The following is a 24,600-nucleotide window of genomic DNA, read 5'->3' as shown; positions in this document are numbered from 1 at the left end:
AGGCGCACAGTGTCGGGGTGCCACGCACTCGTCTGCTCGTAGCGATCCACTAGCGCGCCGGTCCTCCCGACCGACGCGCCACCCCTCCGTGCCAACGGCACGAGGGGTTTTTTGTTGGCCGGGTACCACCTGGCCGGCCCAGCGACAGGCGTCCGCGCCAGCACCCCACCCGCGCCCAGGGAGATCGTCAGATGAGCACCACCGCCAGCACCGGCCGCACCTCCACCGCCCTCACCTCGCCCGCCCCCGGCGCCGGCCCGGCCCCGGCCACGCCGACGACGCCCACGGACGCCGCCGCGCAGGCCACCCTCGGGGTCGAGACCACCGCCCGCACCATGGCCGAGGCCGCCTCCGAGCCGGCCACCGGCATCACCGGCGCGCAGAGCCTGGTGCGCTCGCTCGAGGCGATCGGGGTCGACGTCGTCTTCGGCATCCCGGGTGGGGCGATCCTGCCGCTGTACGACCCGCTGTTCGACTCCGCGGTGCGCCACGTGCTGGTCCGCCACGAGCAGGGCGCCGGGCACGCCGCCACCGGGTACGCCCAGGCCACCGGCCGGGTCGGCGTCTGCATCGCGACCTCCGGCCCCGGCGCGACCAACCTGGTCACCCCGCTGGCCGACGCCTACATGGACTCCGTGCCCGTCGTCGCGATCACCGGCCAGGTCAACAGCAGCCTGATCGGCACCGACGGGTTCCAGGAGGCCGACATCCGCGGCATCACCATGCCGATCACCAAGCACAGCTTCCTGGTCACCAGCGCCGACGAGATCCCGCAGCGGATCGCCGAGGCCTTCCACCTGGCCAGCACCGGCCGGCCCGGGCCCGTGCTCGTCGACGTCCCCAAGGACGTCCTGCAGGCGACCACCGACTTCAGCTGGCCGCCGAAGATCGACCTCCCCGGCTACAAGCCGACCACCCGCCCGCACGGCAAGCAGGTCCGCGAGGCCGCCGCGCTGATCGCCGCTGCCCGCCAGCCGGTGCTCTACGTCGGCGGCGGGGTGCTCAAGGCGCACGCCACCGACGAGCTGGCCGAGCTGGCCGAGCTGACCGGTGCACCGGTGGTCACCACGCTGATGGCCCGCGGAGCGTTCCCCGACAGCCACCCGCAGAACCTGGGCATGCCCGGCATGCACGGCACCGTCGCGGCCGTCACCGCGCTGCAGAAGGCCGACCTGCTCATCACCCTGGGCGCCCGCTTCGACGACCGGGTGACCGGCCAGCTCTCCAGCTTCGCCCCCGACGCGGCGGTCATCCACGCCGACATCGACCCCGCCGAGATCGGCAAGAACCGCCGGGCCGACGTCCCGATCGTGGGTGACGCCAAGGCGACCATCGCCGAGCTGGTCACCGCCGTGCGCGCCGAGCACCAGGCCGGGCGCACCCCGCAGCTGACCGGGTGGTGGGAGCAGCTGGAGGACTGGCGCACCCGCTACCCGCTGGGCTACGACCGGCCCGAGGACGGCATGCTCTCGCCGCAGTACGTCATCGAGCGGCTCGGCGCGATCGCCGGGCCGGACACGATCTACACCTCCGGCGTGGGCCAGCACCAGATGTGGGCCGCGCAGTTCATCAAGTACGAGAAGCCGGGCACCTGGCTCAACAGCGGTGGCCTGGGCACCATGGGCTACTCGGTGCCGGCCGCCATGGGCGCCAAGATGGGCTGCCCGGACACCACGGTGTGGGCCATCGACGGCGACGGCTGTTTCCAGATGACCAACCAGGAGCTGGCCACCTGCGCCATCGAGGGCATCCCGATCAAGGTCGCCGTGATCAACAACGGCAACCTGGGCATGGTCCGACAGTGGCAGACCCTGTTCTACGAGGGCCGCTACTCCAACACCCACCTGGCCACCCACGGCGCCAAGGACCCCTCGGCGCGGCAGGTCCGCATTCCCGACTTCGTCACCCTGGCCGAGGCGCTGGGCTGCGTCGGCCTGCGCTGCGAGACCGAGGCCGACGTCGACGCGGTGATCGAGAAGGCCATGGCGATCAACGACCGGCCGGTGGTCATCGACTTCATCGTCGGCTCCGACGCCCAGGTGTGGCCGATGGTCGCCGCCGGGGCCAGCAACGACGCGATCATGGCCGCCCGCGGCCTGCGTCCGAACTTCGGAGAGGGGCAGGTTTAGGACCCCCGTTCCCCCCACCACTCGCTCCGCTCGCGGCGGGCCCCTGAACGGGGGCCGACCACTGCTCGAAGAAAGGTCCGCTCATGCCACGGCACACGCTGTCGGTGCTCGTCGAGAACAAGTCCGGTGTGCTGGCCCGGGTGTCGGCGCTGTTCAGCCGGCGCGGGTTCAACATCGAGTCCCTCGCCGTCGGCCCGACCGAGAACCCCGACCTGTCCCGGATGACGATCGTCGCCGAGGCGGAGTCCGCGCCGCTGGAGCAGATCACCAAGCAGCTGAACAAGCTGATCGAGGTGATCAAGATCGTCGAGCTGGACGGCGAGGCGTCCGTGGAGCGGGAGCTGCTGCTGGTCAAGGTGCGCGCACCGCTGGCCGACCGCACCACCGTCCTGCAGACCGCCGAGCTGTTCCGGGCCCGGGTGGTCGACGTCAACACCGACACCGTCACCATCGAGGCGACCGGGACGCCGGAGAAGCTGCGGGCACTGCTGGCGGTGCTCGCGCCGCTGGGCATCAAGGAGATGGCCCAGTCCGGCACGGTCGCCCTCGGCCGGGGCCCCCGGTCGATGAGCGGCTCTGGCAGCCTGCGTCCCGTCGACCAGCGCACGGCCTGAACCACCCCCTGAACCGGGCCGGCCACCGCCGGCCCACCCACCGATCCAAGGAGTGCATCACCGCATGGCCGCCGAGATCTTCTACGACGCCGACGCCGACCTCTCGATCATCCAGGGGCGCACCGTCGCCGTCCTGGGCTACGGCAGCCAGGGCCACGCCCACGCGCTGTCGCTGCGCGACTCCGGCGTCGACGTCCGCGTCGGCCTGCCCGAGGGGTCCAAGAGCCGGGCCAAGGCCGAGGCCGAGGGCCTGCGCGTGGTCACCCCGGCCGAGGCGTCCGCCGAGGCCGACCTGATCATGATCCTGGCGCCGGACCACGTGCAGCGTTCGCTGTACGCCGAGTCCGTCGAGCCCAACCTGCAGGACGGCGACGCGCTGTTCTTCGGCCACGGCTTCAACATCCGCTTCGGCTACATCAAGCCCCCGGCCGGCGTCGACGTCGCCATGGTCGCCCCCAAGGGCCCCGGCCACCTCGTGCGCCGCGAGTTCAGCGACGGCAAGGGCGTGCCCTGCCTCATCGCCGTCGAGCAGGACGCCTCCGGCTCCGCCCAGGCCCTCGCGCTGTCCTACGCCAAGGCCATCGGCGGCTCCCGCGCCGGCGTCATCAAGACGACCTTCGCCGAGGAGACCGAGACCGACCTGTTCGGTGAGCAGGCCGTGCTGTGCGGCGGCATGTCCGCCCTGGTGACCGCCGGCTTCGAGACCCTCACCGAGGCCGGCTACCAGCCCGAGATCGCCTACTTCGAGTGCCTGCACGAGCTCAAGCTGATCGTCGACCTCATGTACGAGGGCGGCATCGCCAAGCAGCGCTGGTCGGTCTCCGACACCGCCGAGTACGGCGACTACACCTCCGGCCCGAAGGTCGTCGACGCCCGCGTCAAGGAGTCGATGAAGGACGTCCTCACCGCCATCCAGGACGGCTCGTGGGCCGCGGCCTTCATCGCCGACCAGGACGCCGGTGCCCCCGACTTCACGGCCAAGCGCGCAGCCGCCGAGGCGCACCCGATCGAGGCCACCGGCCGCGAGCTGCGCGGGCTGATGAGCTGGGTCAGCGCCACCGACGACTACACCGGTACCGCCGCACGCTGAACGAGGACCCCGCTCTCCTCACCCCTCGCGAGCTCGGGGCGAGCCTCTGAGCGGGGCCGGACAGCCCCCGCAGCCATGTGCTGCGGGGGCTGTCGTCGTTCAGCGGGGCGTGAGGGCCCGCCGTTGCCGGTGCGCGGCGAAGAACGCGGTCGAGGGGCGGAGCAGCAGCAGCACAGCCATCGCCACGGTGCCCAGGAACAGCAGCAGGAAGAGCACGATCCCGCCCGCCCCGCCGCCCTCCGGTGCGGTGGCCGCGCCGATGACGCCGAAGAGCAGCAGCACCGCGGTGACGGCGACCGCGATCCAGGCCCCCACCAGCAGCAGCACCCGGCTGCGGCCCCGCAGTGCCAGGAAGCTGCCCCAGATCATCACCACGGCCCACGCCAGCGCGACCACGCCGAACACCACCAGGACGGCCTGGAAGCCGTTGACCTCCGAGGACCCCAGAGTGCCCTCGAGCGAGGGGTCGGCGTCCTCGACGGCGTCGAGGAAGTCGTCGGCGTAGGCGCCACCGATCACGAACAGCAGCGCGGTCAGCAGGCCGAGGACGCCGTAGAGCAGGCCGAGCACCGCCGCGGTGATGACCGTGCCCGGTCGGCCCGGCACGGCCGGCTGTCCGGACCCGCCGTACGGGGCCGGCTGGCCGTAGGGGGACTGCCCGTACTGCGGGGACTGCCCGAACTGCGGGGCCTGCCCGTACGGCGCCTGACCCCAGGGCGCCTGACCCCAGGGCGCCTGACCGTAGGGGGACTGCGGCGCCTGGCCGTAGGGAGAGCCGTACTGCTGCCCGTACGGGGGAGCCTGCTCGTGGGGCCCGGAGCCGTGCTGGGCCGCACCCCACGACTGGTCGTCCTCCCGCGGTGCGTCCCAGGCCGGCTGCTGGCCGGCCGCGGTCGCACCGGCCGCCGTGGCACCGGCCGCCGTGGCACCGGCCGCCGTGGCGCCGGCTGCGGGACCGTCGGTCAGGCCGTCCCGGTGCACGGCGCCGGGCTGCTCTGCCGGGTGCTCGCCCCACGTGCCGGACGGGTCGGGCTGCTGCCGGCCCTGGGCGTCGTCCCGGTCGTTGCTCATGGTCTCCTCCGCACGGGGCCGGTCGTCCCGGCGCTGCGCCGTCAGCTTGGCGGTGCACCGGGGACCGGGCAAGCACGGCGGGCGGCGGTTCCCCCGGGAGGGCCAGGGTGGCCGTCCACCCAGTGGGACCCACGGGCACCGGCGCCCCGCGGGAGGTCGCGGCTCCCTACGCTGTGGACCCGTGACAGCCACTCAGTCGGGGTCCGTGCCCGTCGTCCTCATCGCCGAAGAGCTCGCACCCAGCGTGCTGGAGGTGCTCGGCGACGACGTCGAGATCCGCCACGTCGACGGCGCCGACCGGGCCGCCCTGCTCCCGGCGCTGGCCGAGGCCGCCGCGGTGCTCATCCGCTCCGCCACCCAGATCGACTCCGAGGCGCTGGCCGCGGCCCCGAACCTGAAGGTCGTGGCGCGCGCCGGCATCGGCCTGGACAACGTCGACGTCCCCGCGGCCACCGAGCGCGGCGTGCTGGTGGTCAACGCACCGACGTCGAACATCGTCAGCGCCGCCGAGCACGCGATCGCCCTGATGCTGGCCGCCGCCCGGCACATCCCCGCCGCCGACGCCTCGCTGCGCGAGGGGAAGTGGGCGCGGTCGAGGTTCACCGGCGTCGAGGTCACCGAGAAGACCGTCGGTGTCGTGGGCCTGGGGCGCATCGGCGTCCTCGTCGCCCAGCGGCTGGCCGCGTTCGGCGTCACGCTCATCGCCTACGACCCCTACATCCAGGCCGGCCGCGCCGCCCAGCTCGGCGTCCGGCTGGTCTCGCTGGAGGAGCTGCTGCGGGAGTCGGACTTCATCACCGTGCACCTGCCCAAGACCCCGGAGACGCTGGGCCTGATCGGGGCCGAGCAGCTCGCGGCCACCAAGCGCGGCGTGATCATCGTCAACGCCGCCCGCGGCGGGCTGGTCGACGAGGCCGCCCTGGCCGAGGCGCTGCAGTCGGGGCAGGTCGGTGCCGCGGGCATCGACGTCTACGCCAAGGAGCCGTGCACCGACAGCCCGCTGTTCGGGCTGCCCAACGTCGTGGTCACCCCGCACCTGGGCGCCTCCACCACCGAGGCGCAGGACAAGGCCGGCACCGCGGTGGCCCGCAGTGTCCGGCTGGCCCTGCAGGGGGAGTTCGTGCCCGACGCGGTCAACGTCCAGGCCGGCGGGGTCGTCGCCGAGGACGTCCGCCCGGGCCTGCCGCTGGCGGAGAAGCTCGGTCGGGTGTTCACCGCCGTCGCCGGCGGGCTGGCCCAGTCGGTGAACGTCGAGGTGCAGGGCAAGATCGCCGAGTTCGACGTCTCGGTCGTCCAGCTGGCCGTGCTGCGCGGCGTGTTCGCCGACGTCGTGGAGGAGGCCGTCACCTACGTCAACGCCCCGCTCCTGGCGGAGCAGCGCGGGCTGGACGTGACCCTGTCCAGCAACACCGAGAGCCCGCACTACCGCAACCTGATCAGCGTCCGCGGCGCGATGGCCAACGGCGCCGAGGTCACCGTGTCGGGCACGCTCTACGGCAAGAACCAGGTGCCCAAGCTGACCGAGGTGGGCGGCTTCGAGATCGACCTCACCGCTGACGGCTACCTGCTGTTCTTCGTCTACGCCGACCGCCCCGGCGTCGTCGGCACGGTCGGTGCGGCCCTGGGGGAGGCCGGCGTCAACATCGCCGGCGCCCAGGTCAGCCGGACGACGCAGGGCGGCGAAGCGCTGATGGCGGTCACCGTCGACAGCCCGGTCAGCGGCGAGCTGCTCGACCAGATCGGCGCCCGCATCGGCGCCCGGCGGGCCCAGGCCGCGGACCTCAGCCCGCTCTGACCCCACCACCGGTCGGCCCACCGACCCACGCGCGTCCGACGAGGCCGCGTCGTCCACCCGGACGGCGCGGCCTCGTCGCGTCCGCCGGGTGTCGCGGGACCCCGGCCGACGGGCGGCGGACACCTGGCCGCCTCGTCCTGGCCACCGGCGGGTGCTTGAGAGCTGGTGCAACGTGTCGTCTGCGTGACCACGTTGCTCCGTTCGGCTCGGCCACGCCGTGACAGGGGTGTCCCACCTCGATGCGGCACACAACAGTCTCACCGGATCGGCAGGTGCCGATCACAGCGGGTGTGCGCTGAGCCGTTCGGCCTCTTGGCCGCTGTCCATGGCAACGACGACTGTGTGTACAGGTCGCCTCACCCCACGTGTGGGGGAGTGGGCGGTCGTCCGAGGTTCTCGTCGTCAGGGGTGCACGTGGGTCCGAGAAGTTCTCATCCGAACCGGGCAGGGCGTCGACACGCGCTCGCCCGGACGGGGGTCGTCGCCGTCGCGGCCGCCCTCGCCACCACCGGCGGGCTGGGCACCGCACTGGCCGCCCCCGCGGCTCCGGTGGCCGACGAGCAGGCCACGCTCAGCCCGGCCCAGCTCGCCGAGCTCAAGGCCCAGTTGGCCGCGCAGTCGGCATCCGGCCGCCCGGCCGGCCTGCCCGAGAGCGGCCCGACGTCGTTCTTCCTGAGGATCGGCACGCCGTCCACCTCGCAGGTCTACTCCGAGACGCTGGCGCAGGGCGGCGAGGCGGAGGCAGCCGACGCCGCCCGCGCCGCGCAGCCCGGCGTCGAGGCCGCGACCGATGAGGTCGTGGCCGGGCTGCCCGACGCCGTCGCCGGCGCCGAGGTGCTCTACACCGCCTCCACCGTGGTCTCCGGTGTGGCGGTCGCCGCCGACGCCGCCGACTACGACGCGCTGCGCACCCTGCCGGGCGTGACCGCCGTCCTGCCGATCACCCGCAAGGTGGCCGGCAACACCGCGGCCGCCACCGTGACCCGCGCCGTCGAGGCCTGGCAGGAACTGGGCAACACCGGCGAGGACGTCTCGGTCGGCATCATCGACACCGGCATCGACTACACCCACGCCGACTTCGGGGGCAGCGGCGACGTCGCGCAGTTCGACGCGATCCAGGCCGCCGAGGCCGCGCCCGCCCCGGCCGGGGTGTTCCCCAGCGCCAAGGTCGTCGGCGGTCGCGACTTCGTCGGTGACAGCTACAACGCCGACCCGGCCAGCCCCGACCACCAGCCGGTCGCCAGGCCCGACGACAACCCGCTGGACTGCAACGGGCACGGCAGCCACGTCGCCGGCACCGCGGCCGGCTACGGCGTCACCGCGGACGGTGGCACCTACACCGGCCCGTACGACTCCTCCCTGGACCTGTCGACGATGGAGATCGGCCCCGGCATGGCGCCAGAGGCCTCGCTGTACGCCCTGAAGGTGTTCGGCTGCGAAGGCTCCACCGACGTCACCGGCCAGGCCATCGAGTGGGCCATGGACCCCGACGGCGACGGCTCGATCGACGACCACCTCGACGTGGTCAACCTGTCCCTCGGCTCCACCTACGGCCTGCCCGACGACGCCGACGCGACCCTCGCCAACGAGGCGATGGCCCACGGCATGCTCGTGGTCATGTCCGCCGGCAACTCCGGTGACAACTACGACATCGGCGGCTCGCCGGGCAACGCCCCGCGCGGCATCGGCGTCGCGGCGTCCAACGACGGCCACGGCGTCTTCGACGGCTGGCAGGTCGTCTCCGGGGGTGGCCCTGACGGGGTGCGCCCGGGCCTGCGCTCGGTCAGCTACAGCGACCGGGACGAGGCCGGCGACGTCAAGCCCGACGTGACCGGTCCGGTCACCCTCCCCGAGGCCGGCGACGACCCGGCCGCCTGCTCCCCGTGGAGCGGTGACTACTCCGGTGAGATCGTGGTCATCCAGGCCGCGGGCTTCGCCTGTGGCTCGGTGGCCAAGGGCTCCAACGCCCGCGACCACGGCGCGGCCGGCTTCCTGATCGTCGGTGACGACGACCTGCTGGAGAGCGGGATCACCGGCGTGCCGCAGGTCCCCGGCATCCTCACCACCGCCACGGACGGCGCGGCCCTGGCCACCGCCGTCGCGGCCGGCCCGGTCACCGTCACCTTCGGCCCGAGCTTGAAGGACGCAGCCGTCCTCGACGACCCGGCGCAGGTCGACCTGCTCGCCTCGTTCTCCTCCCGGTCCAGCCGGGGCGCGGGCGACCTCAAGCCGGACGTCTCCGCGCCCGGCGTGACGCTGTACTCGGCCGCCGTCGGCACCGGCAACGGTGGCGTCAGCGAGTCCGGGACGTCGATGGCCGCCCCGACCACCGCCGGTGTCACCGCGCTCATCCGCGCGGCCCACCCGGAGTGGACCACCGAGGAGGTCAAGGCCGACCTGATGAACACCGCCGGCCACGACGTCCACACCGAGGACGGCACGGTCTACGGCCCCAACCGCCAGGGCGCCGGCCGCATCGACGCCGCGGCTGCCCTGGACAACCAGGTGCTCGCCTACGCCAGCGCCGGCACCGGCGTGGTCTCGGCGTCCTTCGGCGTCATCGAGGCCACCGCCCCCAAGGTCGTGCAGAACCGGCAGGTCACCGTCTCGAACAAGGGCGGCGCGCCGGTCAGCTACCAGATCGCCTACGAGGCGCTCGCGGCGCAGCCCGGCGTCACCTACCGGGTGCAGCCGTCGGTGGTCACCGTCGCCCCGAACGCCACGACGGTGGTCAACGTCGTCATGACCGTCAACCGCGACCAGCTCCGCAAGGTCGCCGACCCCACGGTCGACGTCGACAGCGACGCCGACCTGGGCCGCCAGTTCCTCGGTGAGGCCAGCGGCCGCGTCGTCCTGACGCCGCGGTCGGGGGACGCGCCGAGCCTGCGGGTCCCGGTGCACGCCAACGCCAAGCCCTCGTCCGACCTCACCGCGCAGAACCGTCAGCCCGGGACGACCATCGCCCTGGCGGGTCGTGGCGTGAGCAACGGCCCGGCCTACGGCCTGGACTCCTACACCTCCCTCGGTGCGGTCTTCGAGCGGCTGGGCACCAGTCCGCAGCTGCCGCAGTGCACCACGGAGGCACGCCTGGACTGCTACAAGTCCGCGCAGGAGCGTGCGGTCGACCTGGCCTCGGTGGGCGTGGCCTCCGACGTGGCGGCCTCCCCGGAGGACCCGTACCTGTACTTCGGGATCTCCGCCCACGGGACGTTCGCCTCGGCCCAGACGGCCGTGAACTACGGCGTCTACCTCGACGCGACGGACGACGGGATCTGGGACTACCAGGTCACCACCACCCGGATCACCGACTACGACGTGCCGCTGGTGATCGTGCAGGACCGGGACGGTGGCCTCCTGCCCAGCGACGACGCCCCCTACGTCGGCTTCATGAACGTCGCCGACGGCACGGTGGACACCAACGCCTTCGACAACGACGTGCAGGTCCTGCCCGTCCCGGTCTCGGCGCTGCCGCTGGTCACCCCGGCGGCCAGCCGGCTCACCTTCGGCGTCCAGTCGGCCAGCGCCTACGGCACGGTGGACGACCTGGGCACGACGATCAGCCCCGAGGGCACCTCGGAGCTGGCCGCGCAGCGGATGAGCTTCGACCCGCTGCACCCGGGCCTGTCGTTCACGGTGGCCGGCGACCCGGCGGTGCTCTTCCCGGCGCAGAACGGGACCAGGATCGCCGTGACGCAGGACCCGGCCGCCTACGCGGCCGACGTCACGATCGGCGAGGCGGTCAAGGGCGCCATGGTGGTCGTGCTGCACAACGACAGCCAGCGCGGGCGGACCCAGTTCGTCCCGGTGGCCCAGCAGCGGGTCCCCAGCCCGTGACCGGGGTGCCGGTGACCACCGGCACCCCCCTCGGCTGAGCCGGCCGGCACCCCCGCAGGACAGCTCCACGGCACGACCCGGACGCCCTCCGCAGCACGACGCGGGGGGCGTCCGGCGTGTGCGGGTGCACGCCCGGGCACCGGCGCCCACTAACCTCTGGCCTCATGCGCCTGGCAGTGGTCCCTGGAGACGGCATCGGTCCCGAGGTGGTGGCCGAGGGCCTCAAGGTCCTGGGCGCGGTCGCCCCGGACATCGAGGCAACCCCCTACGACCTGGGAGCGGCGCGGTGGCAGCGCACCGGTGAGCTGCTGCCGGACTCCGTGCTAGAGGAGCTGCGCGGCCACGACGCGATCCTGCTCGGGGCCGTGGGTGACCCCTCGGTCCCCGCCGGCATCCTCGAGCGCGGCCTGCTGCTCAAGCTGCGCTTCGAGCTCGACCACCACGTGAACCTGCGCCCGGCGCGGCTCTTCGACGGCGTCCGCAGCCCGCTGGCCGAGCCCGGCGCGATCGACATGCTGTGCATCCGCGAGGGCACCGAGGGCCCCTACGTCGGCAACGGCGGCGTGCTGCGGCGGGACACCCCGCACGAGGTGGCCACCGAGGTCAGCCTCAACACCGCCTTCGGCGTCGAGCGCGTGGTGCGCTACGCCTTCGAGCGCGCGCTGGCCCGTCCCCGCCGGCACCTGACGCTGATCCACAAGACCAACGTGCTCACCCACGCCGGGTCGCTGTGGTCGCGCACGGTCGAGGAGTTGTCCACGGAGTTCCCCGAGGTCACTGTGGCCTACAGCCACGTCGACGCCGCGGCGATGTACTTCATCACCGACCCGGGCCGCTACGACGTCATCGTCACCGACAACCTCTTCGGCGACATCGTCACCGACGTGGCCGCCGCGGTGACCGGTGGCATCGGCCTGGCCGCCAGCGGGAACCTCGACGTCTCGGGCACCAACCCCAGCATGTTCGAGCCGGTGCACGGCTCGGCCCCCGACATCGCCGGCACCGGCGTCGCCGACCCGACGGCCACCGTGCTGTCGGTCGGCCTGCTGCTGGACCACCTGGGCCGGCCGGAGCTGGCCAAGAAGGTCAACGCTGCGGTCGCCTTCGACCTGTCCACCCGCGACCCGAAGGCGACGATCCGCACCACCGAGGTCGGCGACCGGCTGGCTGCGCTCGCCGGCTGACGAAGACGGAGGACCCCGCTGCCCCCCCACCACGAGCGAGCTCGCGGCGGGGCCCTGCAGCGGGGCCGGACGGGGCGTCCCGCACAGTGGACGCCCCGTTCCACTCACGGGCCCGGTCGTGCTCTACTGGCCGTGATGCACACCACCGGCTCGATCATCGTCTAGCGCGCAGTCAGCACCACCGACTGCGCGCCACCTCCCGTACTCCGGGAGGTTTTTTCACGTCCGGGCCCGAATCACCATCGACACCACCGGAGACACCGTGGCCGACCAGCCCGCCCCCGTCGACGTGACCGACTTCCACGTCTTCGACACCACCCTGCGCGACGGCGCCCAGCGCGAGGGCGTGAGCTACTCCGTCGCCGACAAGCTCGCCGTCGCCCGGCTGCTGGACGAGATCGGGGTGGGGTTCATCGAGGGCGGCTGGCCCGGCGCCCTGCCCAAGGACACCGAGTTCTTCGCCCGTGCGCGCACCGAGCTGCAGCTGCGCCACGCCCAGCTGGTCGCCTTCGGCGCCACCCGCAAGGCCGGGGTGGCCGTGGCCGAGGACCCGCAGGTGCAGGCGCTGCTGGACGCGGGGACCCCGGTGGTCTGCCTGGTCGCCAAGTCCGACGTCCGGCACGTGCGGGAGGCACTGCGCACCACGCCGGAGGAGAACCTGGCGATGGTCGCCGACACCGTCGCCCACCTGGTGGCCCACGGACGGCGGGTGTTCGTCGACTGCGAGCACTTCTTCGACGGCCACGCCGCCGACCCCGACTACGGCGTCCAGGTGCTGGAGACGGCCTTCGCCGCTGGTGCGGAGGTGGGCGTCATGTGCGACACCAACGGCGGCATGCTCCCGATGGGCCTGGGACGGGTGGTCGCCGACGTGCGCGCCCGCACCAGCGGCAAGCTGGGCATCCACTGCCAGGACGACACCGGGTGCGCGGTCGCCAACAGCTTGGCGGCGGTCGAGGCCGGCGTCACGCACGTGCAGGGCACCGCCAACGGCTACGGCGAGCGGGCCGGCAACGCCGACACCTTCGCCCTGATCGGCAACCTGGTGACCAAGATGGGCCTGCCGGTGGTGCCCGCCGAGTGCCTGCCCGAGCTCAAGCGGGTCAGCCACGCCATCGCCGAGCTGGCCAACATCGCCCCCGACGACCACCAGCCCTTCGTCGGCGCCTCGGCGTTCGCGCACAAGGCCGGGCTGCACGCCAGTGCGATCAAGGTCGACCCCGAGCTGTACAACCACCTCGACCCCGCTGTCGTCGGCAACGACATGCGCATCCTGGTCACCGAGATGGCCGGCCGGGCCTCGGTCGAGCTCAAGGGCCGTGAGCTCGGCGTGGACGTCACCGGGCAGGGCGACGCGATCGGCCGGGTCGTCGCCCAGGTGAAGGTGCTCGAGGCCGAGGGGTGGTCCTTCGAGGCCGCCGACGCCTCCTTCGAGCTGCTGCTGCGCGCCGAGCTGCCGGACGCGCCCGCGCCGCTGTTCACGCTGGAGAGCTGGCGTGCGTCGGTCGAGCACGCGGCCACCGGCGACGTGGTCAGCGAGGCCACGGTCAAGGTGCACCTGCCCAACCCCGACGGGACGACGGAGCGGGTCATCAGCACCGCGGAGGGCAACGGCCCGGTCAACGCCCTGGACAACGCGCTGCGCCAGGCGCTGGTCGGCCGCCACCCGCACCTGGCCGGGGTCTCCCTGGCGGACTACAAGGTGCGCATCCTGGGCTGGAAGGGCGGCACCAGCGCCACCACCCGGGTCCTGGTCGACACCACCGACGGCACGGGGGAGTGGACCACCGTCGGGGTGCACGACAACATCGTCGAGGCCTCCTGGCGGGCCCTGGTCGACGCGCTCACGTACGCGGTGCGCCACCGCTGAGCGGGTCGACCGTGCTGGCCAGCAGGCAGAACTCGTCTCCCTCCGGGTCGGCCAGCACGTGCCAGGTCGTCTCCGGGGTCAGCGGGCCCTGCCCGACGTCGACCGGGGTGGCGCCGAGGGCCAGCAGCCGGTCGAGCTCGTCGGCCTGGGTCCGGTCGGTGGCGTTGAGGTCCAGGTGCAGCCGGCGCCGGTCGGGCGTCGGTCGAAGGAGCCCGTCCTCCTCACCCCTCGCGAGCTCGGGGTGAGCCTCTGGACGGGGCCGAAGCCGATGGTCACGACCCCGTCCTCGGTGCCGGTCACGGCGTAGCCGACGACGGCGGCCCACCAGGCGGCGAGCGCGGCGGGGTCGGTGCAGTTGACGGCGATGGCAGTGATCCGGGCGGCCACGGGGCACCGTAGCGCCGTCGCGCGGGACCGGTCGGCACGGCGACTAACCTCTGGACGTGCGCATCGTCCGCTTCGCCCACCCAGCCGGCATGTCCTTCGGGGTCCTCGACGGGGACGGCCAGGTCGCCCAGATCGAAGGCCACCCCTTCGGGCAGATCTCCTTCACCGGTCAGCGGTTCGCCGCGGCCGACGTCCGGCTGCTCTCCCCGATCCTCCCCAGCAAGGTCGTGTGCGTGGGCAAGAACTACGCCGACCACGTCAAGGAGATGAACACCGGAGAGGCGCCCGCTGAGCCGCTGATCTTCCTCAAGCCCTCCACCTCGGTGATCGGCCCCGGTGACGCGATCCGCATCCCGCCGGGCAGCACCAACGTCCACCACGAGGTCGAGCTCGCCGTCGTCATCGGCGCCCGTGGCGCCCGCCAGGTCAGCCCGGAGCAGGCCATGGCCAGCGTCTTCGGCTACACGATCGGCAACGACGTGACCGAGCGGGACATGCAGCGCTCCGACGGGCAGTGGACCCGGGCCAAGGGCTTCGACTCCTTCTGCCCGCTGGGCCCCTGGATCGAGACCGACCTGGCCGGCGTCGGCAAGGACCCCGCCGACCTGGCGGTCACCTGCACCGTGGACGGGGAGCTGCGCCAGTCCGGGCGCACCAGCCAGCTGCTGTTCTCGGTCGCGACGATCATCAGCCACATCTCCCAGGTGATGACCCTGCTGCCCGGCGACGTCGTGCTCACCGGCACCCCGGCCGGCGTGGGCCCGATCCGCCCCGGCCAGCGCGTCGAGTGCTCGATCGAGGGCCTGGGCACGCTGACCAGCACCGTCGCCGGCGCCGACCCGACCTCCACGGCCGGCACCCGGTGACCGCCCCCGTGCGGACCCGGTTCTGCCCGTCCCCGACCGGCAGCGTGCACGTCGGCGTCATGCGGGCGGCGCTCTACAACTGGGCCTACGCCCGGCACACCGGCGGCCAGTTCGTCGTCCGGATCGAGGACACCGACGCGGCGCGCAACACCGCCGAGTCCGAGCGGCACCTGCTCGACTGCCTGCGCTGGCTCGGCCTGGACTGGGACGAGGGCCCCGAGGTCGGCGGCCCGCACGGGCCCTACCGGCAGTCCGAGCGCAGCGAGGTCTACCGCGACGTGGTCGCCCGGCTGCTGGAGTCCGGGCACGCCTACGAGTCCTTCTCCACCAACGAGGAGGTCGACGCCCGCCGCCGCGCCGCCGGGCAGGACCCCAAGCTGGGCTACGACAACGCCGACCGGACGACGACCGACGCCCAGCGGGCCGCGTTTCTCGCTGAGGGCCGGGAGGCGGTCGTCCGGCTGCGGATGCCCGACACCGACCTCACCTGGGTCGACCACGTGCGCGGCGAGATGCGCTTCGCCGCCGGCGCCGTCCCCGACTTCGCCCTCGTCCGGGGCAACGGGACGCCGCTGTACACGCTGGTGAACCCGGTCGACGACGCCCTGATGGGGATCACCGACGTGCTGCGCGGTGAGGACCTGCTGTCCTCCACCCCCCGCCAGCTCGCCCTCTACGCCGCCCTCACCGACATCGGTGTCGCCAGTGCCACCCCGCGCTTCGGGCACCTGCCCCTGGTGATGGGGGAGGGCAACAAGAAGCTGTCCAAGCGCGACCCGCAGTCGAACTTCGACGTCTACCGCGACCGCGGCTTCCTCCCCGAGGGCCTGGTCAACTACCTGGCGCTGCTGGGATGGTCGATCGCCGACGACCGGGACGTCTTCTCACCTCAGGAGATGGCCGACGCCTTCAACGTCGACAGCGTCAACGCCAACTCGGCCCGCTTCGACCTGAAGAAGGCCGAGGCGATCAACGCCACGCACCTGCGGGCGCTGCCGGTCGAGGACTTCCTCGCCCGGGTCACCCCGTTCCTGGCCGGCGCCGGGCTGGTCACCGACCCGCCGAGCGCCGAGCAGGCTCGGGTGCTGGCGGCGATCGCGCCGCTGGCCCAGGAGCGGATGATCGTGCTCTCCGACGCCGTCGGGCTGCTGGGCTTCCTGTTCACCGACGAGGTCGAGATCGAGCCGGCCGCCGCCGACAAGCAGTTGGGTGCCGGCGCCGGCGAGGTGCTCGACGCGGCCACCGTCGCCCTGCAGGCGCTGCCGGAGTGGACCACCGCGGCGATCGAGACCGCGCTCAAGGACGCCCTCGTCGAGGGGCTGGGGCGCAAGCCGCGGCAGGCCTTCGGCCCGGTGCGGGTCGCGGTCAGCGGCCGCACCGTCTCCCCGCCGCTGTACGAGTCGATGGAGCTGCTCGGCCGGGAGCGCACGCTCACCCGGCTGGCGGCCGCCCGCACGGCCGCGACCGGATGAGCGCCGGAGGCTGGGGCGGGCCGCAGCCCGAGCCCGCTTACACCGGGCCACCGCCGACCGGCCGCTATGGGGCACCACCCCAGGTGCCGGTCGGCCCGCCGCCGTGGCTGCAGCCGGCCCCGTACCCGTTCCCCGGGTACGGGCCGGCACCCGCGCCGGTGCGGCCGTCGCGCCCGGTGACCCCGCCAGGGGCGCCGCCGCACGCCGTCCGGCAGCCCTTCGAGCTGCTCATGCGCGCTCGCGACTGGGTGTGGTGGCGCCCGCTGCTGGGCCTGCTGCTGTTCATCGTCGTGTACGGAGTGGCGAGCCTCGCGGTGCTGCTCGTGTCCGCGGTGACCGGGCTCGTGCCCGACCTGGCGCTGCTGGAGCTCACCGACCCCGGCGTCCTGCTGGTCACCAACATCTCGCTGATCGTGGCCATCCCGATCGTCTGGCTGTGCTGGTACGTCACGCACGGGATGCGGACCGGCTGGTCGTCGTCGGTGCTGGGGCGCCTGCGCTGGCGGCTGCTGCTGCCCTGGACCTGGCGGGCCCTGATCACGCTCGGGGTGGCCGTGGTGCTGGGCCTGGTCATCGGCCTGGTCGCGACCGACGTCGAGGCGACCGGCTTCACCGACTCCTTCGGCTGGCTGCTGCTCGTCGTGCTGCTCACCACCCCGCTGCAGGCCGCCGCCGAGGAGTACGTGTTCCGCGGGTACCTCACCCAGGCCATCGCCGGCTGGGTCGGCCGGCCGCGCGCCGGCGCGGTCGTCGCGGCCGTCGTGACCGCGGCGCTGTTCTCCGCCGCGCACGTCCCCCCGGACCTCGAGACGTTCCTCTACCGCTTCGCGATCGGGCTGGCCTTCTCGGCCGTCGTCTGGCTGACCGGCGGGCTCGAGGCGGCGATCGTCCTGCACGCGGTGAACAACGTGGTGATCTTCGTCCTGGCCGGGGCGCTGGGGGAGCAGGTCGCGTCCGCCGACCCGGGCGGTGCGATCGGCTGGCTGACCACACTGCTGGGGATCGCCGGCATGGCCGGCTTCGTGGCCGCGGTCGCGCTGGCCCGCGGCCGGCTGAGGACCGAACTGCTCAGCGACGCACTGGAGCTGCCGCCCGCGCCCGCCGGCCCCGCGTGGGGGCCGCCGGCCGGGGGCCCGGGTCCGTGGGGACAGTCGGCCTGGGCCGCCGCTCCACCGCCCTGGGGCGCGCCCCAGGCGGGCTGGGCGCCCACGGGTGGTCCCGGGTGGGGCCCACCGGCAGGCCCGGGCTGGGGGCCGCCGTCCGCGCCGAGCTGGGGGCCGCCGTCGGCAGCTGCGTGGGGGCCGCCCGCCGGGCCCTCTCCGGGGACCGGGCAGCCGCAGGACTGGGCCCGGCCACCAGCCCCGTGACGCGCCGCAGGGGGGTGGCTGGAACCCCCCTGCGGGCATCGGGTACAGTTCTCTCCCGGCGCCGAAAGGTGCTGAACGGCCATTGGGGTATGGGGTAATTGGCAGCCCGACGGTTTCTGGTTCCGTTAGTCTAGGTTCGAGTCCTGGTACCCCAGCGAGGGAGCACGACCTCCTCAGCACCACCGCACGACAGCACCACGAGCTCCATCCGGTAAGATCAGCACCGCAGCGTCACCTTCTGGGGCCCCGTCGTCTAGCGGCCCAGGACGCCGCCCTCTCACGGCGGTAGCGAGGGTTCGAATCCCTTCGGGGCTACAACGCACAGAGCCCCCGACCCACCCCGGGTCGGGGGCTCTCGTCGTCTCCGGGTACTCCTCGCGCTCCTGCTCCGCTCGGTCAGCCGCCGCCGCGAGGTGGTGCCATCATGAGCACCGCACCGGCGCGGGTGACCCCCGTCACCGTGGTGCGCACGTGTGGGGGAGCCCCGTGGCGCTGCTCACACACGGTCACCTTTCCGGTGACCAACCAAGTTGTTGAGCGCTTGTGCAGTGTTAGCGTCCCCGTTGCTGATCACCGCGCCGCACCACCGTGCCCGCCTTGAACGGCAGGCAGGGACCGGCGCCGGACAGCGGCGCGGTCCGTCATCGTGACCTGGAGGGAACCCTGGTGGTCCTCGCTGCAGACGAGACACTGCGTCTCGATGCGAACGCCGTCGACTACACGCTCGTCGTCGCCTACTTCGCGGTCGTCATGCTCATCGGCTTCGCCGCCCGCCGGCGCGTGTCCGACAGCCTCGACTTCTTCCTCTCCGGACGGTCGCTGCCCGCGTGGGTGACCGGTCTGGCCTTCATCTCGGCGAACCTCGGCGCGGTCGAGATCATCGGCATGTCGGCCAACGGGGCCCAGTTCGGCATGGCCACGTTCCACTACTTCTGGATCGGCGCCGTCCCGGCGATGCTCTTCCTGGGCGTCGTGATGATGCCCTTCTACTACGGCTCGAAGGTCCGCAGCGTCCCGGAGTTCATGCGCCGCCGCTTCGGCACCGGGGCCCACCTGGTCAACGCGCTGAGCTTCGCCATCGCCCAGGTGCTCATCGCCGGCATCAACCTCTACCTGCTGGCCAACATCGTCAACGCCCTGCTGGGCTGGCCCTTGTGGGTCTCGCTGATCCTGGCCGCGGTCATCGTCCTGAGCTACATCACCCTGGGCGGTCTGTCGGCGGCGATCTACAACGAGGTCCTGCAGTTCTTCGTCATCGTCGCGGCCCTGCTGCCGCTGACCCTGATCGGCCTGCACCGCGTCGGTGGCGTCGGCGGTCTGGTCGACAAGGTGCGGGCCTCCACCGGCGGTGAGGCCGACCTGCGGTCCTGGCCGGGTGAGGGCCTGTCCGGCATCGACAACCCGGTGCTCTCGGTCATCGGCATCGTCTTCGGCCTGGGCTTCGTGCTCTCCTTCGGCTACTGGACGACGAACTTCGTCGAGGTCCAGCGGGCGATGGCGACCAAGTCGCTGTCGGCGGCCCGCAGCGCGCCGATCATCGGCTCGTTCCCGAAGATGTTCATCCCGTTCATCGTGATCATCCCGGGCATGATCGCCGCCGTCCTGGTCAACGACGTCACCACGGCCAAGGCCGCGGCCGACCCGGACTTCGACTACAACAACTCGATCCTGCTGCTGATCCGCGACGTGCTGCCCAACGGTCTGCTCGGGGTGGCGATCGCCGGCCTGCTGGCCTCCTTCATGGCCGGCATGGCGGCGAACATCTCCGCCTTCAACACGGTCTTCAGCTACGACCTGTGGCAGCAGTACGTGAAGAAGGACCGCCCGGACGCCTACTACCTGGCCGTCGGCCGTTGGGCGACCGTCGGGGCCACCGTGATCGCGATCTTCACCGCGCTCATCGCCGCCGGCTACAGCAACCTGATGGACTACCTGCAGACGCTGTTCGGCTTCTTCAACGCCCCGCTGTTCGCCACGTTCATCCTGGGCATGTTCTGGAAGCGGATGACCCCGACCGCCGGCTGGACGGGGCTGGTCTCCGGCACGCTCGGTGCCATCACCGTCGCCGTCCTGAGCGAGGACTCCCTCGGTGGCCTCTCCGTCGGCGCCCTGCCGCTGAGCGGTCAGGGTGCGAGCTTCGTGGCCGCGGCGACGGCGTTCGTCGTCGACATCGTGGTCAGCGTGGCCGTCAGCATGGTGACCCGGCCCAAGCCGGTCGCCGAGCTCGCCGGGCTCGTCTACTCCGAGACGCCCAAGGAGACCCGCACCGACCCCGAGGCGCACCTGCTGCCCTGGTACTCCTCGCCCACCAAGCTGGCCGGCATAGCCCTGGTGATGGTCGTCGTCCTGAACGTGATCTTCCGCTGACCGTCGCCAGCGTTCCCGAGAGGAGCAGGACATGAGCACCGCATCGCACGCCTCAGACAACGCGGGCAAGCCGGCGTCGGGCAAGCCGGCATCTGGCAAGCCGGCGTCTGGCCAGAAGCACACGGCGGGCGCCTACGACGTCCGCACGGTGATCGCCGGCCTGATCGGCTTCTACGGCATCGTGCTGACGGTCGTCGGCATCGTCGACAACAGCGAGAGCGACCGGGCCAAGACCGGTGACGTGAACGCCAACCTGTGGGCCGGCATCGCCATGATCGTCGTCGCGCTGGTCTTCGTCGCCTGGCTCCGGCTCCGCCCGGTCGTCGTCGACCCGGCCGCGCTGGAGAAGCAGGCCGACGAGGGCACCAGCGACGGCTCGGACCTGCCGAAGCAGTAACCGCCCCACCGAGCGCACGACAGCGGCTCCGCACCGAACCGGTGCGGGGCCGCTGTCTCGTTCAGCGGGGCGGGAGCACCGTCACCGGGACGCGCTGCACGAGGGTGTTGGCCATGCCCTGGCGGTTCCACTGCTGGTCCACCGGCTGGGTCTCCCCGGTGGCGTCGGTGGCGCGCACCAGCAGCTCGGCCGTGCCGGGCTCGGCGGTCCAGGAGTGCGACCAGGCGCGCCAGGCGAACGGGTGCGCCCGGTCGTCGGGGGTGAGTTCCGCGTCGGCCCATGCGGCGCCGCCGTCGGTGCTGACCTCGACCCGGGTGACCGGTGCGCGGCCGGACCAGGCCCGCCCGGTCAGCGTCACCGGACCGGCCGGGACGAACCTCTCGCGGGTCATGAAGTCCGGCCAGCCGGGTGGGCTCATGAGTGCACGCGGGCGGATCCGGGTCACCGGCTCGCCGGGGTCGCCGGCCTCCGTGGCGACCCGGTAGGCCACCGCGTTCTGGTAGCCGGTGAAGGGCTCCGTGAGCACCTCGATGCGGGTCAGCCACTTCACGTGCGCCATGCCGTACCAGCCCGGGACCACCAGCCGCACCGGCGCCCCGTGCTGCGGTGGCAGGGGCTCCCCGTTCATCGACCAGGCCAGCATCGTCTCCGGGCGCAGCGCCTCGGCGACCGGGAGCCCGCGGGCGTAGTCCTGCTCGACCCCGCGCTCCACGCCGTGGTCGGCGCCGGTGAACACCACGTCGACGGCCTCGGGGGACATCCCCGCCTCGGTCAGCAGCGGGGCCAGCGGCGTGCCGCCCCACTGCGCGGTGCCGACCGCCTCGAGCAGCCAGGGCTGGCTCACCGGCCGCGGGGTGAACCGGGCACGGCCGTTGCCGGCGCACTCCAGCAGCACCCGGGCCGAGGCGCTGCTGCGGGCCTGCAGGTCGGCGAGGGTGAGCCGCAGCGGCCGCTCGACGGCGCCGGTGACCTCCAGCGCCCAGGTGTCTGGGTCGACCGCGGGGATGTCGAAGTGGGTCAGCACGTAGTGCAGCCCCGGCGGGGTCAGGTCCCAGCGCAGGGCCTCCAGCGGCAGGCCGTGGTTGCGGGTGGCCAGGGCCAGCTCGTCGAGCCCGACCCCCTCACCCTCCCCGGCGATGCGTGCCCGGCCCCGGTACGTCTCCGTCTCGGTCATGCCGCCAGTCTCGGTCCCGCAGTCGCCGAGCGGTAGTCCGGCCTCCCTTCAGGGACCCGCTCCGCGCGGAGCGTGGAGAGGGGGGGAAGGGGGGTCCTTCCGTCAGGGGGCTCGCCCTGAGCCTGCGAAGGGTGGGGGAGAGGGGGTCCTTCCGTCAGCGGGCCGCGCGGGAGATGGAGACCGCGGCGTCCAGGACGGCGGCGACCACCTCGGGGCCGGGACGGCGGCCCACCCGCTCGACCGGCCCGGAGATCGACACCGCGCCGAGCACGCCGCCGGCCCCGTCGCGCACCGGCGCGGACAGCGAGGCGACGCCGGGCTCGCGCTCGGCGACGCTGTGCGCCCAGCCTCGGCGCCGGACGTCGAGCAGGGTGCGGGCGGTGAAGCTCGCCGCCGGCAGCAGCGGGGTCACCTCGTCGGCGGGGGCGAAGGCGAGCAGCGCGTGGGCCGCGGAGCCCGCGGTCAACGGCAGCCGGGCACCGACCGGGACGGTGTCGCGCAGTCCGCTGCTGCGCTCGGCCGCGGCGATGCAGACCCGGCTGCCGCCGTCGCGCACGTAGAACTGGGCACTCTCCCCGGTGACGTCGCGCAGCGCCGCCAGTGGCCGGGCGGAGACCTCGGCGAGGTCGGCGCCGCCCCGGCCGAGCTCGGACAGCGCCGGGCCCGGCGCCCAGGTGCCGGCGGAGGTGCGGCGCAGCAGCCGGTGCGCCTCCAGCGCCGTGGCCAGGCGGTGGGCGGTCGCGCGGGGGAGCTCGGTCCGGGTGACCAGCTCGGCGAGGCTGGCCGGTTCGTCGGCCACCGCGCGGAGGATGGCCACTGCTTTGTCCAGGACGGCAACGGGGCTAGGCTGTACCACGTACTGATACTCGCATCTCACTGTATGAGATGGCAACGAGCAGGTGGCAACGAGGAGGACCGGTGGGCCAGACCCTGGCGCAGAAGGTGTACGAGGAGCACGTCGTCCGGCGGACCGAGGGCGAGCCGGACCTGCTCTACATCGACCTGCACCTCGTGCACGAGGTGACGAGTCCGCAGGCCTTCGACGGGCTGCGGGCCGCGGGCCGCACCGTCCGCCGTCCCGACCTGACCATGGCCACCGAGGACCACAACGTCCCGACGCTGGACATCCTGAGCCCGATCGCCGACCCGGTCAGCCGCGCGCAGGTCGACGCGCTGCGCCGCAACGCCGCCGAGTTCGGCATCCGGCTGGCCCCGATGGGCGACCGCGACCAGGGCATCGTGCACGTCATCGGCCCGCAGTTGGGGCTCACCCAGCCGGGCATGACCATCGTGTGCGGCGACAGCCACACCTCCACGCACGGCGCCTTCGGCGCGCTGGCGTTCGGCATCGGCACCAGCGAGGTCGAGCACGTGCTGGCCACCCAGACGCTGCCGCAGTACCCGGCCAAGCAGATGTCGGTGACCGTCGACGGCGAGCTGCCCCCGGGCGTGAGCGCCAAGGACGTCATCCTCGCGGTCATCGCCGAGATCGGCACCGGCGGTGGCCAGGGGCACGTCATCGAGTACCGCGGCAGTGCGATCGAGGCGCTGTCGATGGAGGCCCGGATGACGATCTGCAACATGTCGATCGAGGCCGGTGCCCGCGCCGGGCTCATCGCCCCCGACCAGACCACCTTCGACTACCTCGCCGGGCGCCCGCACGCCCCGCAGGGCGCCGACTGGGACGCCGCGGTCGCCCACTGGTCGACTCTGCGCACCGACGACGACGCCGTCTTCGACCGGGAGGTGCGGATCGACGCCGCCTCCCTCACCCCCTACGTCACCTGGGGCACCAACCCCGGCCAGGGGCTGCCGATCGGTGCCAGCGTGCCCGACCCGGCCACCATCGCCGACGACAGCGACCGAGCGGCCGCGGAGTCCGCGCTGGAGTACATGGGGCTGACCGCCGGCACACCGCTGCGCGAGATCTCCGTCGACACCGTCTTCCTGGGCTCCTGCACCAACGGCCGGATCGAGGACCTCCGGGTCGCGGCCGCCCTGCTCAAGGGCAAGCACGTCGACGCCGACACCCGGATGCTCGTCGTCCCCGGGTCGGTGGCGGTGAAGCTGCAGGCCGAGGCCGAGGGCCTGGACCAGGTCTTCACCGAGGCCGGCGCCGAGTGGCGCGGCGCGGGTTGCTCGATGTGCCTGGGCATGAACCCCGACCAGCTCAAGCCCGGCGAGCGCTCGGCCTCGACCAGCAACCGCAACTTCCAGGGCCGGCAGGGCAAGGGCGGGCGCACCCACCTGGTGTCCCCGGCCGTGGCCGCCGCGACCGCGCTGACCGGGAAGCTCACCGCCCCGGCCGACCTCGAGACCCTGCTGGCGCCCACCCACGCCGCCCCGATCGGAGTCTGACGATGGACGCCTTCACCACGCACACCGGCACGGCCGCCCCGCTGCGCCGCAGCAACGTCGACACCGACCAGATCATCCCGGCCGAGTACCTCAAGCGGATCACCCGCACCGGCTTCGAGGACGGGCTGTTCGTGGCCTGGCGGAAGAACGAGCCCGACTTCGTGCTCAACCAGCCGCAGTACGCCAGCGCCTCGATCCTGGTGGCCGGCCCCGACTTCGGCACCGGGTCCTCGCGCGAGCACGCCAACTGGGCGCTGCTGGACGGCGGCTTCCGGGTGGTCATCAGCTCCCGGTTCGCTGACATCTTCCGCAACAACTCGACCAAGGCCGGGCTGCTCACCGTCGTCCTGCCCGAGGCCGACGTCGAGGCGCTGTGGGCCGCGGTCGAGGCCGACCCGGCGCTGCCGGTGACCGTCGACCTGCAGACCGAGCAGGTCACCTACGGCAGCACCAGCGTGCCGTTCGTGATCGACCCGTACACCCGCTGGCGCCTGCTCGAGGGCCTGGACGACGTCGGCCTCACCGAGCGGCACCTCGACGACATCACCGCCTTCGAGTCCCGCCGTCCGGCCTGGAAGCCGGCGTCCCTGCCGGCCCTGCCCACCCGCTGACCCGTTCGGCCCCG

General features: G+C 73.0%; 18 protein-coding genes, 2 tRNA genes and 1 pseudogene. 16 read left to right on the top strand and 5 right to left on the bottom strand.

Annotated features, from left to right (window positions below; all coding sequences use genetic code 11):
- Positions 1–191 precede the first annotated feature (191 nt).
- From GCU67_RS15890 to ilvC, 3 genes are all read left to right on the top strand, one after another.
- Positions 192–2,129: an acetolactate synthase large subunit gene (locus tag GCU67_RS15890; RefSeq protein ID WP_163612191.1), complete on the top strand. Its 1,938-nt coding sequence runs from the start codon at positions 192–194 to the stop codon at positions 2,127–2,129.
- Between the two features lie 83 nt (positions 2,130–2,212).
- A complete protein-coding gene (ilvN, locus tag GCU67_RS15885; RefSeq protein WP_163612190.1) occupies positions 2,213–2,743 on the top strand; it encodes an acetolactate synthase small subunit in 531 nt (176 codons plus the stop codon).
- A gap of 64 nt (positions 2,744–2,807) precedes the next feature.
- Positions 2,808–3,833: a ketol-acid reductoisomerase gene (gene ilvC, locus GCU67_RS15880; protein ID WP_163612189.1), complete on the top strand. Its 1,026-nt coding sequence runs from the start codon at positions 2,808–2,810 to the stop codon at positions 3,831–3,833.
- Positions 3,834–3,932: 99 nt separating this feature from the next.
- On the opposite strand, the gene GCU67_RS15875 is transcribed toward ilvC, so the two are convergent.
- Positions 3,933–4,904 carry a hypothetical protein gene (locus tag GCU67_RS15875; RefSeq protein ID WP_163612188.1) on the bottom strand — a complete coding sequence of 324 codons (972 nt, stop codon included), beginning with the start codon at positions 4,902–4,904 and terminating at the stop codon, positions 3,933–3,935.
- Between the two features lie 181 nt (positions 4,905–5,085).
- Here GCU67_RS15875 and serA point away from each other — a divergent pair, with 181 nt between their 5' ends.
- The 4 genes from serA to cimA all read left to right on the top strand — a co-directional run bounded on the left by serA (position 5,086) and on the right by cimA (position 13,587).
- A complete protein-coding gene (serA, locus tag GCU67_RS15870) occupies positions 5,086–6,699 on the top strand; it encodes a phosphoglycerate dehydrogenase (protein WP_338105067.1) in 1,614 nt (537 codons plus the stop codon).
- A 408-nt stretch (positions 6,700–7,107) separates the two neighbouring features.
- Complete coding sequence (locus tag GCU67_RS15865) at positions 7,108–10,533, top strand: S8 family serine peptidase (RefSeq protein ID WP_163612187.1); 3,426 nt, start codon at positions 7,108–7,110, stop codon at positions 10,531–10,533.
- Between the two features lie 164 nt (positions 10,534–10,697).
- Positions 10,698–11,717, top strand: coding sequence for a 3-isopropylmalate dehydrogenase (locus GCU67_RS15860; RefSeq protein ID WP_163612186.1), 1,020 nt, complete (start codon positions 10,698–10,700; stop codon positions 11,715–11,717).
- A 262-nt stretch (positions 11,718–11,979) separates the two neighbouring features.
- Positions 11,980–13,587 (top strand): citramalate synthase, encoded by a 1,608-nt coding sequence (gene cimA, locus GCU67_RS15855; protein ID WP_163612185.1) that lies wholly within the window; start codon positions 11,980–11,982, stop codon positions 13,585–13,587.
- Here the strand turns inward: cimA and GCU67_RS15850 are convergent.
- On the bottom strand, positions 13,562–13,912 hold the full coding sequence (locus GCU67_RS15850; protein ID WP_420846362.1) for a VOC family protein: 351 nt from the start codon (positions 13,910–13,912) through the stop codon (positions 13,562–13,564). The genes cimA and GCU67_RS15850 overlap by 26 nt on opposite strands.
- Positions 13,900–13,974 (bottom strand): annotated as a pseudogene (locus tag GCU67_RS23075) (VOC family protein); the annotation flags it as partial. The pseudogene GCU67_RS23075 and the gene GCU67_RS15850, both read right to left, overlap by 13 nt.
- 56 nt (positions 13,975–14,030) lie before the next feature.
- Between GCU67_RS23075 and GCU67_RS15845 the strand changes: the two are divergent.
- From GCU67_RS15845 to GCU67_RS15815, 7 genes are all read left to right on the top strand, one after another.
- On the top strand, positions 14,031–14,840 hold the full coding sequence (locus GCU67_RS15845; protein WP_163612184.1) for a fumarylacetoacetate hydrolase family protein: 810 nt from the start codon (positions 14,031–14,033) through the stop codon (positions 14,838–14,840).
- Positions 14,837–16,312 (top strand): glutamate--tRNA ligase, encoded by a 1,476-nt coding sequence (gene gltX, locus GCU67_RS15840; protein ID WP_163612183.1) that lies wholly within the window; start codon positions 14,837–14,839, stop codon positions 16,310–16,312. Before GCU67_RS15845 ends, gltX begins: the two co-directional genes overlap by 4 nt.
- A 176-nt stretch (positions 16,313–16,488) precedes the next feature.
- Complete coding sequence (locus tag GCU67_RS15835) at positions 16,489–17,679, top strand: CPBP family glutamic-type intramembrane protease (RefSeq protein ID WP_163612182.1); 1,191 nt, start codon at positions 16,489–16,491, stop codon at positions 17,677–17,679.
- An 83-nt stretch (positions 17,680–17,762) separates the two neighbouring features.
- Positions 17,763–17,834, top strand: a tRNA-Gln gene (locus GCU67_RS15830).
- Positions 17,835–17,921: 87 nt separating this feature from the next.
- A tRNA-Glu gene (locus tag GCU67_RS15825) sits at positions 17,922–17,994 on the top strand.
- 351 nt (positions 17,995–18,345) lie between these two features.
- A complete protein-coding gene (locus GCU67_RS15820; RefSeq protein ID WP_338105065.1) occupies positions 18,346–20,046 on the top strand; it encodes a sodium:solute symporter family protein in 1,701 nt (566 codons plus the stop codon).
- Between the two features lie 31 nt (positions 20,047–20,077).
- On the top strand, positions 20,078–20,443 hold the full coding sequence (locus GCU67_RS15815; protein WP_211661505.1) for a hypothetical protein: 366 nt from the start codon (positions 20,078–20,080) through the stop codon (positions 20,441–20,443).
- Between the two features lie 61 nt (positions 20,444–20,504).
- Here the strand turns inward: GCU67_RS15815 and GCU67_RS15810 are convergent, their stop codons facing one another.
- Positions 20,505–21,617 carry a sulfite oxidase gene (locus tag GCU67_RS15810; RefSeq protein WP_163612181.1) on the bottom strand — a complete coding sequence of 371 codons (1,113 nt, stop codon included), beginning with the start codon at positions 21,615–21,617 and terminating at the stop codon, positions 20,505–20,507.
- A 154-nt stretch (positions 21,618–21,771) separates the two neighbouring features.
- Positions 21,772–22,473 carry an IclR family transcriptional regulator domain-containing protein gene (locus GCU67_RS15805; protein ID WP_163612180.1) on the bottom strand — a complete coding sequence of 234 codons (702 nt, stop codon included), beginning with the start codon at positions 22,471–22,473 and terminating at the stop codon, positions 21,772–21,774.
- Positions 22,474–22,535: 62 nt separating this feature from the next.
- Between GCU67_RS15805 and leuC the strand changes: the two genes are divergently transcribed.
- Positions 22,536–23,975, top strand: coding sequence for a 3-isopropylmalate dehydratase large subunit (gene leuC, locus GCU67_RS15800; protein ID WP_338105064.1), 1,440 nt, complete (start codon positions 22,536–22,538; stop codon positions 23,973–23,975).
- Between the two features lie 2 nt (positions 23,976–23,977).
- A complete protein-coding gene (leuD, locus tag GCU67_RS15795; RefSeq protein ID WP_163612178.1) occupies positions 23,978–24,586 on the top strand; it encodes a 3-isopropylmalate dehydratase small subunit in 609 nt (202 codons plus the stop codon).
- Positions 24,587–24,600: the final 14 nt, after the last annotated feature.

This window comes from Modestobacter muralis (assembly GCF_010682105.1).
In the GTDB taxonomy this organism is placed as follows: domain Bacteria; phylum Actinomycetota; class Actinomycetes; order Mycobacteriales; family Geodermatophilaceae; genus Modestobacter; species Modestobacter muralis.
This window is presented reverse-complemented; position numbering and strand designations above follow the sequence as displayed.